At 39.8% G+C, this 8,851-nt stretch carries 8 protein-coding genes and 1 pseudogene; 2 read left to right on the top strand and 7 right to left on the bottom strand.

What is annotated here, in order from left to right:
- Nucleotides 1-333: 333 nt before the first annotated feature.
- The 3 genes from ACPUEY_RS13710 to ACPUEY_RS13700 all read right to left on the bottom strand — a co-directional run bounded on the left by ACPUEY_RS13710 (nt 334) and on the right by ACPUEY_RS13700 (nt 3,216).
- Entirely contained in the window at nt 334-1,035 is a 702-nt protein-coding gene (locus tag ACPUEY_RS13710) for a VIT1/CCC1 transporter family protein (protein WP_092818240.1), read from the bottom strand.
- A gap of 558 nt (nt 1,036-1,593) precedes the next feature.
- The gene (locus ACPUEY_RS13705; protein ID WP_092818166.1) at nt 1,594-2,079 is read right to left on the bottom strand and encodes an Lrp/AsnC family transcriptional regulator; all 486 of its coding nucleotides are present in this window, start codon (nt 2,077-2,079) and stop codon (nt 1,594-1,596) included.
- Between the two features lie 270 nt (nt 2,080-2,349).
- Nucleotides 2,350-3,216, bottom strand: coding sequence for an alpha/beta fold hydrolase (locus tag ACPUEY_RS13700; protein ID WP_425122423.1), 867 nt, complete (start codon nt 3,214-3,216; stop codon nt 2,350-2,352).
- A 118-nt stretch (nt 3,217-3,334) separates the two neighbouring features.
- On the opposite strand from ACPUEY_RS13700, the gene ACPUEY_RS13695 reads away from it, so the two are divergent.
- Nucleotides 3,335-3,805, top strand: a complete 471-nt coding sequence (locus ACPUEY_RS13695) for a hypothetical protein (RefSeq protein ID WP_425122422.1) — start codon at nt 3,335-3,337, stop codon at nt 3,803-3,805.
- A gap of 78 nt (nt 3,806-3,883) precedes the next feature.
- Here ACPUEY_RS13695 and ACPUEY_RS13690 read toward each other — a convergent pair whose 3' ends face one another.
- A complete protein-coding gene (locus ACPUEY_RS13690; RefSeq protein ID WP_092818163.1) occupies nt 3,884-4,126 on the bottom strand; it encodes a hypothetical protein in 243 nt (80 codons plus the stop codon).
- A gap of 471 nt (nt 4,127-4,597) precedes the next feature.
- Nucleotides 4,598-5,890, bottom strand: coding sequence for a branched-chain amino acid transport system II carrier protein (gene brnQ, locus ACPUEY_RS13685; protein ID WP_425122421.1), 1,293 nt, complete (start codon nt 5,888-5,890; stop codon nt 4,598-4,600).
- Between the two features lie 358 nt (nt 5,891-6,248).
- Here brnQ and map point away from each other — a divergent pair, with 358 nt between their 5' ends.
- Nucleotides 6,249-7,043: a type I methionyl aminopeptidase gene (gene map / locus ACPUEY_RS13680; protein WP_425122420.1), complete on the top strand. Its 795-nt coding sequence runs from the start codon at nt 6,249-6,251 to the stop codon at nt 7,041-7,043.
- 413 nt (nt 7,044-7,456) lie between these two features.
- Here map and ACPUEY_RS13675 read toward each other — a convergent pair whose 3' ends face one another.
- Both ACPUEY_RS13675 and ACPUEY_RS13670 read right to left on the bottom strand, forming a co-directional pair.
- Nucleotides 7,457-8,356, bottom strand: coding sequence for a LysR substrate-binding domain-containing protein (locus ACPUEY_RS13675; protein ID WP_425122419.1), 900 nt, complete (start codon nt 8,354-8,356; stop codon nt 7,457-7,459).
- Between the two features lie 96 nt (nt 8,357-8,452).
- A pseudogene (locus ACPUEY_RS13670) lies at nt 8,453-8,737 on the bottom strand (Sir2 family NAD-dependent protein deacetylase); the annotation flags it as partial.
- Nucleotides 8,738-8,851 lie beyond the last annotated feature (114 nt).

The raw sequence follows: 8,851 nt of genomic DNA, 5'->3' as shown, positions 1-8,851 counted from the left end.
ACTCGCTGTTTGACTCATATAGCATACCGTCCTTGAGTTGTATTGCGCATTTTTGATAGATTCTCAAGCGAAATTAGTAAAATCAGAGCTAAAGGTTGATTATTAATCTCACATAAATAATATAACAAAAATACGATAACCTTCACACATAATTATCAGAAAGTCTTATAGATAATCAGGCTTTAAATTAAACCACTCGCCTAAACGATGCTAATTTAATCCTAGACATCATCGGGGCTGAAAGTAGAATTATCTCTTAAGGTGGAGATAACGTAAGACTAAGTATTTATAACCATCATGGATTGGCTGTGTTCGGATTAAATAAGATATATATTAAGCCACGCTCACATTAAATAATGATCCGATCCAGGCGCTGAATAACATGGCGATAATCCCCCAAAGCATGACCCGGATTGAGCCTCTCCAGATGCTGACCCCACCAGCATAACTCGCTAATGCCCCCATAATGCCGAGACTTAATACCCCAATTACCATCACGCCTTTCTCTAAATATTGCTCGGGCAGCAGCAGAATTGAAACTAAAGGAAAGAGTGAGCCGATGGTAAATGCAGCAGCTGAAGAGAAGGCCGCGCGAAAGGGCTGGGCAGAAGTATGATCTGAAATGCCAATTTCATCACGCGCATGTGCATCTAAGGCATTGTGTACAGTCAGCTGGCGGGCAACTTCTTCAGCTAAAGCGGGTTGCAATCCGCGTTGTATATAAATGTTCTTTAATTCTTGCAATTCTGGCTCAGGATGGCGTTGCAGTTCGCGCTGTTCCATCTCCAGATCATTCTTTTCAATGTCCTGTTGTGATTTAACCGAGATATATTCGCCGGCAGCCATTGATGCCGCCCCAGAGATTAATCCGGCGACACAGGTCACAAGTAAAGTATGGGTAGATGCGCCACTGGCCGCGATTCCGACCACCAGACTGGTGACGGAGATAATACCGTCATTTGCCCCCAGCACAGCTGCACGTAACCATCCAGCACGTTCGATATAATGTTTTTCAAGATGATATGAATGGCGCACAAGGTATATCCCTTTTTTATTATCATGATGATTATAGTTAAATTTATTTCAATGTAGAGATGATTATTGAATAATTTTGAAAAAGCTGCTGAATAATATCAGTGAGTTGGCTATCTCATTGTTCCTTCCAATTGTTCCTTAAAGCTTGCACACTTTAGCAAGTGGGTGATGGAATGTCGTTAATTGACGAGTTTAAAAATAGTCAATTATATCAATTATTTATAAAAACAGATCGGGTGGCGGTATTTCAAATGTGTCAGATAAAGTGAATTTGATTACGCCAGAAAATATCCTTTTAAGCTCTCTCATGTTTGAACCAGTGGTTGATATGGCAATGAATCATTTGATGGAGTGATATTGCTCATGGCATGCCTTAAAGACGAAAGCAGTTTAAGCAAAGGCAGTTAAAATATTTTATTTTAGACATGAAAAAGCCCCATGGTTAGGGGCTAGTCGTATGCACATCCAGGGCACATACTGTAAGAGGCTCATCTCATACTGCGCATATTAAAACACAAATACATTCGTTTGTGTGATTGAAATTCTTAATCTTTCAGATTATTCAATCATCATTAAATCGGCAGTATTGGCCAGTTTTAAAGGCCTTAAGGCAAAAATTGAACGGGTATGGCGGATTCCATTCATGCAATATAAATTTTTACGCAAAAAACGCTCATAGTGTTCCGAATTTTTTACCGCAACTTTGACCAGATAATCATAATCTCCCGTGACCAAATGGGCTTCCACCACTTCAGGCATATTGGCTAGGGCTTCACTAAACTGTTCCAGAATTTCATCATCATGACGTTCCAGAGTAATCTCAATAAAAAACAGCTCATTAATACCAATCGCCTTGGGATTGATATTGGCGGTATAGCTATCAATGACTTTCAGGTTTTCCAGACGTTTAAGACGCGTCCAGCAAGGAGAGGAAGACAAACCGACTTTTTCAGCCAGTTGCGTCACCGTTAAACGGCCATCACGGTGAAGTTCAGCAAGAATACGGCGGTCAATCTTGTCCAAACTGTAATTATTTTCCTTCATAACACAAACTGCAAAAGATTCTTCTGAATAAATGTTATTTATAGCATGAGTATGCTGTTTAAAAGAAAAATCCTGGAAAATTAGGCAAAATTATTGGTGCAAAGGTTGCTAATATAAGCACATCAACTCAGGGTTGTTTGGGTCAATAACCTTGAGTGTGCATACGGCATTTGTGTAGTAATACATCAGGTGCCGTATGCATTTTGAATGACAAAAATAGAAAATATTGCAGCAGATGACGGATCACATGGTGAAGAATGAAAAAAGAAACTAGACAGACAGGTGCTGTTCAATCACCGGCCACAAGTTTTGATGAGACTTCCTAAACATCAGCATATGACCAATGCCTTTGTGTCCATGTTCCTTGGGTTGCAGTTCAATCATTTCTGTATGCGCTTTGGGATATAAACGTAGCAGGTCTTTCACATTGGCTTGAGTCGCGATCTCATCATCCGTTGCCCAGATGGACGTAATCGGACAGGTGATCTGGGCATGATAATCATGTGCGGATGCCACTTTTTTACCAATCGCGTTGATGATATAACCTGGTTTGCTACAGAATTGTGCCCATTCACGTGCCACATCTTTAGGCAAGTTTTCGCCCATGCCGATAGCCTGGGTTGGGCCATAACCTTTGGTGATACGTGCCAATGGAAAAATGACATTAAACATGACAGGAGCGAGCAATCTGGTGCGGCCTTTTAAGCCTTTAACATGTCCTGTTGAACCTGAAACCGCGACGACTTTGGCTACTTTTTCATGGTTAGGCACAATACCCAAAAGCTGACCGCCAGCACTGTGACCGACTAAAATGACCTGATCTGCTTGAGTTTTATATAATAAGGTTTCTATTGCAGCAGGAATATCCAGTTGCCCCCAATCTACAATACTGGCTTCAGATTGGCTAACCGGACCATGTAAAGAACGGCCAATTCCGCGGAAGTCGAAAATCAAAACATCATAGCCTTGCGTGGTTAACCATTCTGCAAAAGCTTGATAAAAATTTTGGGTAATCCCGGTTGCTGGACAGATGAGGACGGGACAATTCTTTTTTTGCATAGCGCTTGCCGTATAAAAGCGAGCGCTGAGTGAATATCCATCTTTACAGGTAATTGTTAATGATTCAAAAGTGTTCATATGAGGGGATATAGGATAAGTGTATATTATGACTACTGTATCTAAGTTCTAAAAAGAAACTTGTAAAATGAATGACTTTAAAGTCAAAATAACGGTCTAAAAATAAGGATATAAATGAATGGAAGCGGAAAATTTAACGCAGGCCGTAGCTTGTGCAGTGCTATTTAGCGGTATTTTTCTTTGGGTGGGGATGCTGACCGGAATATGGAAATATTATCAAATCAGGCAGTCAGCACAGGCACGAGCGCATTATTATGTCGATATTGCGCATAGAAGCAGTTTGCTCTATGCACCTGCCAGCCTGATTATTGCAGTTTTAGCCTATTTTTCAGTATGGAATGAACTGCTCAATTTAATCTTGGTATTGATCAATCTTTTCTTTTTTAGCTTTTCAATTTTAAGCTATATATTGCATGGCTGGCTGAAAGATACCACCAATCAGTTTAAGCAACCGCATCAGGTGGGACGTTGGCATTTACCGAAATGGATGCTGAGCAGTGCAATGATTTTGCTGATCGTCGGGGAATTGGGGGCTACAGCAGGATTATTGCTGGGTACAATGCTGGGCTTGGGCAAGATTTTAATTTGATGGTTTGTTTTTTATTTTAAGTATTTGATCATTAATCTTTTTAGTTCTTTTTAAGATGGGTGATAATTCACCCATCTTTTATTCTGTAGATGTATTCTGCTTCTGGTAACGATATTTCTGATCGACTATAGCCCACACATAGAAAGCTACCGATACAATAAAAGCATATATGAAGAATTCAGGCTTTAAATTGCCTTGAATTAATCCATGAATAATGAGCGTCACAAGCAGAGCAGCAGTGGTACTCAGATAAGTGACCATATTCTTATTTGCTTTTAGAGCGTTAATGAAGATTTCTTTATTGAAATGTAATGATAACATCTCCACCCCTCCGGTTGTTTATTGACCTAAACCTAATTGTTTTAGTCAGATTAGTTTCTAATGTTGTACTTGTTATTTCATTTCATTTCAATAGCAAATGTCATTATTTTGTAATAAAAGCATGTTAATGCATAAATGAACATGATGACCTTATTCACATGAATATTGGTTATTTTTAAGCATATATCTATGCTTATCATCTGTTTGTGAATGAAAAACCATTAAAGTTACAACAATAGTGAATATAAAGAAGCAATATTGATGCCAGTCTGGAAGTGCATCAATGTCTGAAAGGGGATTGCAGCGATAATTTGCCTGATAGGGACTGATTTAATTTTATATTTTTAACAAACCGTGTTGGGGCGATGAAAAGTAAACAATAAAACCCAGTTTGGGTAAAACATGGCGTTTTATTGATCACGGTTAAAATCTGATTTGGGTAAAACGAGATTTTAATCATATCAACAGCGGTTATTGTCTAACTTTGTCGATGACGATGGCAATAATCAGCACAATAATAGAGGGAATCAGCCAGGCTAAATTTTGTGCATTTAAAGGTAAATTTTGAATGAAACCCGGTAAGTATGCTTCGAGTCCTGCAACTTTCAGGCCGTCAAAAATACCGAATAGCATAGCCACTGCAGTGACGGGTGCAACCACATAAGCGGGCTTGTTGAAAAATTTCCACAAGAAGCTCAGTAGAATCACCACAATTGCCGGTGGATAAATGGCACTTAAAACAGGCACAGACACTGCAATCAGTTTGGTTAAACCAAGGTTTGAAATGATGAAAGAGAATCCCACCAAAACGAAAACCAAAATTTTATAAGGAACTTTGGTCAGTTCCGAGAAGTATTCTGCACATGCACAGGTTAAACCAATCGCTGTAACCATACAGGCCAGGAAAATCATGCCGGTCAGGAATACAGAGCCAATATCACCAAAAGCATGCTGCACATAGGCATGCAGGATCACTGCACCATTGGCTGCATTTGGCGCGACTTCATGACTGCCTAAACCGAGCTTGAACAGGCTCAAATAAACCAGAGTTAAACCTACACCAGAAATCAGGCTGGCAATCACGGCATACTTGGTGACCAGTTTTTTATCCGTTACGCCACGTGAATGAATCGCGTGAATAATGACAATACCGAAAACCAATGCACCCAAAGTGTCCATGGTTAAGTAGCCATTGACAAAACCTTCAGAAACCGGGGCGGCAACATAATTGTTAATTGCAGGTGGAATGAATCCGGCAGGAATGACAAATGCGGCGATACCTAATACCGCTAAAGAAATAATCTTTAAAGGTGCCAGGAAGTGACCGACAGTGTCGAGCAGTTTATTGGGGTATAAGGAAATAGCAGTGACGACTGCAAAATAAATTGCACTATAAATGAGCAGACTGCTACTTGATGTACCAAAATAAGAAGAAAAACCGATTTCATAGGAAACCGTGGCTGTACGAGGCGTTGCAAATAAAGGACCAACAGCTAAATAACATACAATGGTTAAAATCAAACTGGCGACTTTACCCAAAGGCGAACTTAAATTCTGGATTGATCCTTCTACACGTGACAGTGCCATAATGGTGATAACAGGCAGACCAACTGCGGTAGTCAGAAAACCTAAAGCAGCTAACCATACATGTTCACCCGCTTGTTGAGCGACAATTGGTGGAAAGATAATATTGCCCGCACCAATAAAAAGTGCAAAAGTCATAAAGCCCAAGGCAATAATATCCCTTGTACGGAGATTCGTCATAAATGGGGAGAGGAATTAAAAAAAAAGCGATTTTAGAGGATATCCGCGTTTTTTTATAGTTCCTTTTATGAGACTTATAAATTTTAGTAATTTAATCATCCACTAAAATGAGCAACTGGGAAAATTTAAGTCTATTTATATATTTGATTAATGGGTAAAAAATAGAAAAATATAAAATATTATTTTTTTTTAATTATTTAAGTAATTTTTTAATTTTCGGTTAGGGTTATTTAAATGTATATAAATTAATCACACAGTTGGCTAAAAAGGTTCACAACTCCACTGTTTATCTGCTCATATTAAACAAAATTAATGTAAAAGGACTATAATCATAAGCCTTATTCCTGAGGATGATGCAATGAAAGCTTCCACTATTACCATTAAAACTGAGCAAGATTTAGAGAAACTCCGTATTTCCGGACGTTTGGCTGCTCAGGTTTTGGAAATGATAGGGAAGTATGTCAAGCCTGGAGTAAGTACGGAGTATCTGGATGATATCTGTAATGATTTTATTGTAAATACCTTAAAAGTCATTCCAGCCAATGTAGGTTATTATGGCTATACCAAAACCACCTGTATCTCTCCAAATGAAGTGGTGTGTCACGGTATCCCATCGCCAAACACCATTTTGCAGGATGGCGACATTATCAATATTGATGTGGCAATCATTAAAGATGGGTATTTTGGCGATACCAGCCGGATGTATTATGTCGGAAATGTAAAACCGGAAGCGAAAAAACTGGTTGAAACCACCTATGAAGCCATGGTGGCCGGCATTCATGCGGTGAAACCGGGCGCAACTTTAGGTGATATCGGTTTTGCCATTCAATCGGTGGCTCATCGTGAAGGTTATAGCATTGTCCGTGAATACTGTGGTCATGGCATTGGCAAGGTCTATCATGAACAGCCGAATGTGCTGCATTATGGGCAGCCTGGGCAAGGTCTGATCCTTAAAAAAGGCATGGTTTTTACCGTTGAACCGATGGTCAATGCAGGCAAGGCACGTGTCAAAGAGCTTAAAGATGGTTGGACCGTAGTGACTGCTGACCGTTCCTTAACAGCCCAATGGGAACACATGGTTGCTGTAACCGATACCGGTTTCGAGCTTTTATCTCCTTGGCCAGAAGGTACTGGTACATATCCTGAAATTTAAGAGACAAGATTTAAATGAAATAGATTGTTTTATACTTTGGTATAGAATTGTTGACTTTATGTTCAAATAAAGTTTTAAAATCTATTAATTTTAATATAACTTTATGATTTGTATGGTATAATTATTTGTATTATTATTTTGTAATATATTTTATATATTAGATTTTTATATATTTTCTTTGTACTATACAACTATAGATTCTAGCTGTAGTTTCTTATTTTTCCTTATTTAAAGTTTATAAGCTTATCCACCTCGGATAAGCTTTTTTTTTGCCTAAAATTTTGTATTACTCAAGTGAATTTTACTTTTTTGAGACCAGGCTAGCCGTTTGTAGGATGCAATCAACAACTCAAAGGCATTGTCCTCTTGCTTGAAGATAAACCTGATTGTTTTTCCAAGCAGAGGCATGAGTATCAATACTTGCTGAGCTGTTGCACCAAATAGTCGATAAAGACACGGACCGCGGGGAGCAAGCCACGGCGTGAAGGATAGACTGCATGGAAAATACCATGCGGTGCTTTCCAGTCCGGCAGTACACGTACCAGTTCACCACTTTGAACATAATCCTGAACAATGCTGTCCGGCAATAGCACAATGCCACAATTTTGTCGTGCCAGTTGTGCCAGCATCATCAGGTCAGACCCCATCACCACGGGATTGACCTTGATTTTCTTTTGCTGTTTTTTATGATCATGTACAACAATATACTGGTCTAAATGCTCATCTGACATGCTGAGAATTTGATGATCGCTTAAATCTTCCGGCTGTTTTAAGTCGCCAAATTCATTCAGATAGGCCTGGCTGGCAAACAGGTGCTGTTCGATATTTTCAAATTTGCGTAAAACCAGATTCGGGTCATCATCCAGATTGGAACGTACCCGGAGTGCCACATCAATGCCTTCATTGATGATATCGACACGGTGGTTACTGACAATGAGCTGTACCTTAATTTCAGGATAGGTTTTCAGGAATTTCGGTAAAATCTTGGCAATTTCATTTTGCGCAATTGAAACAGGCAAGCTGACCTTAATCACACCGCGAGGCTGAATGCTGAGATGATCGACCAGATCGTGGGCCGCTTGCGCCGCATTCATCATGACCTGGGCATGGCGGTAAATATTCATGCCAATGTCGGTTACGGCAAAATGGCGGGAACTGCGCTGGATCAGCCGCACGCCTAAATGTTCTTCCAGATTGTAAACGCGGCGGCTTAATTTTGATTTTGGAATATCGGTTGCGCGTTCTGCTGCACTAAACCCTCCATGTTCCACCACCAAGGCAAAGCAATAAAAATCATCAAGATCGGACAGCATTTAAAAATTCCATTTATGCAACAATAAGCAGATTAAAAATTTATTGTTGCATTATGTCAATGGCCGCTGTGTCGTTTTGCGATTGAACAGAACAGTTTAGTGCTGTTGTCCTAACCATTCTTTTAGATGTTGCATTCCTTGAGTAGCGGTCATCACAATTTTCTGGAATTGTGGTGGAAGCTGCTGCCGGTCCGCCTTGGGGTCAAGATAGTAAGCGCTACAATGCGCTGGAATTTCATGAATTAAGCCTGCCACGGGATAAACCTGCAGGCTGGTGCCAATCACGATAAAAATATCCGCATCCTGTACGCAGTCTTGTGCATCGGCATAAGCAGGCACAGCCTCGCCAAACCAGACCACATGTGGACGTAAAGGATAGCCATCCTCACTGCTGTCCCATAGTTTACTTTAAATAAAAAAACCTGAGTCCGAATAGTTAAAATATAAGTGCGAACAAACACTTTAACGACCAAGGACTCAGGTTTTGTCACATCA

Source organism: Acinetobacter sp. G11 (assembly GCF_049808495.1).
In the GTDB taxonomy this organism is placed as follows: domain Bacteria; phylum Pseudomonadota; class Gammaproteobacteria; order Pseudomonadales; family Moraxellaceae; genus Acinetobacter; species Acinetobacter kookii.
The sequence above is the reverse complement of the archived record's forward strand: the minus strand, read 5'-3'. Positions and strand labels throughout refer to the sequence as shown.

What these genes read in the sequence shown, in the direction of transcription:
- ACPUEY_RS13700 (WP_425122423.1), bottom strand. Translation starts at nt 3,216, where the DNA reads ATGAACACTTTTGAATCATTAACAATTACCTGTAAAGATGGATATTCA.
- brnQ (WP_425122421.1), bottom strand. Translation starts at nt 5,890, where the DNA reads ATGACGAATCTCCGTACAAGGGATATTATTGCCTTGGGCTTTATGACT.
- ACPUEY_RS13695 (WP_425122422.1), top strand. Translation starts at nt 3,335, where the DNA reads ATGGAAGCGGAAAATTTAACGCAGGCCGTAGCTTGTGCAGTGCTATTT.
- map (WP_425122420.1), top strand. Translation starts at nt 6,249, where the DNA reads ATGAAAGCTTCCACTATTACCATTAAAACTGAGCAAGATTTAGAGAAA.
- ACPUEY_RS13675 (WP_425122419.1), bottom strand. Translation starts at nt 8,356, where the DNA reads ATGCTGTCCGATCTTGATGATTTTTATTGCTTTGCCTTGGTGGTGGAA.
- ACPUEY_RS13705 (WP_092818166.1), bottom strand. Translation starts at nt 2,079, where the DNA reads ATGAAGGAAAATAATTACAGTTTGGACAAGATTGACCGCCGTATTCTT.
- ACPUEY_RS13690 (WP_092818163.1), bottom strand. Translation starts at nt 4,126, where the DNA reads ATGTTATCATTACATTTCAATAAAGAAATCTTCATTAACGCTCTAAAA.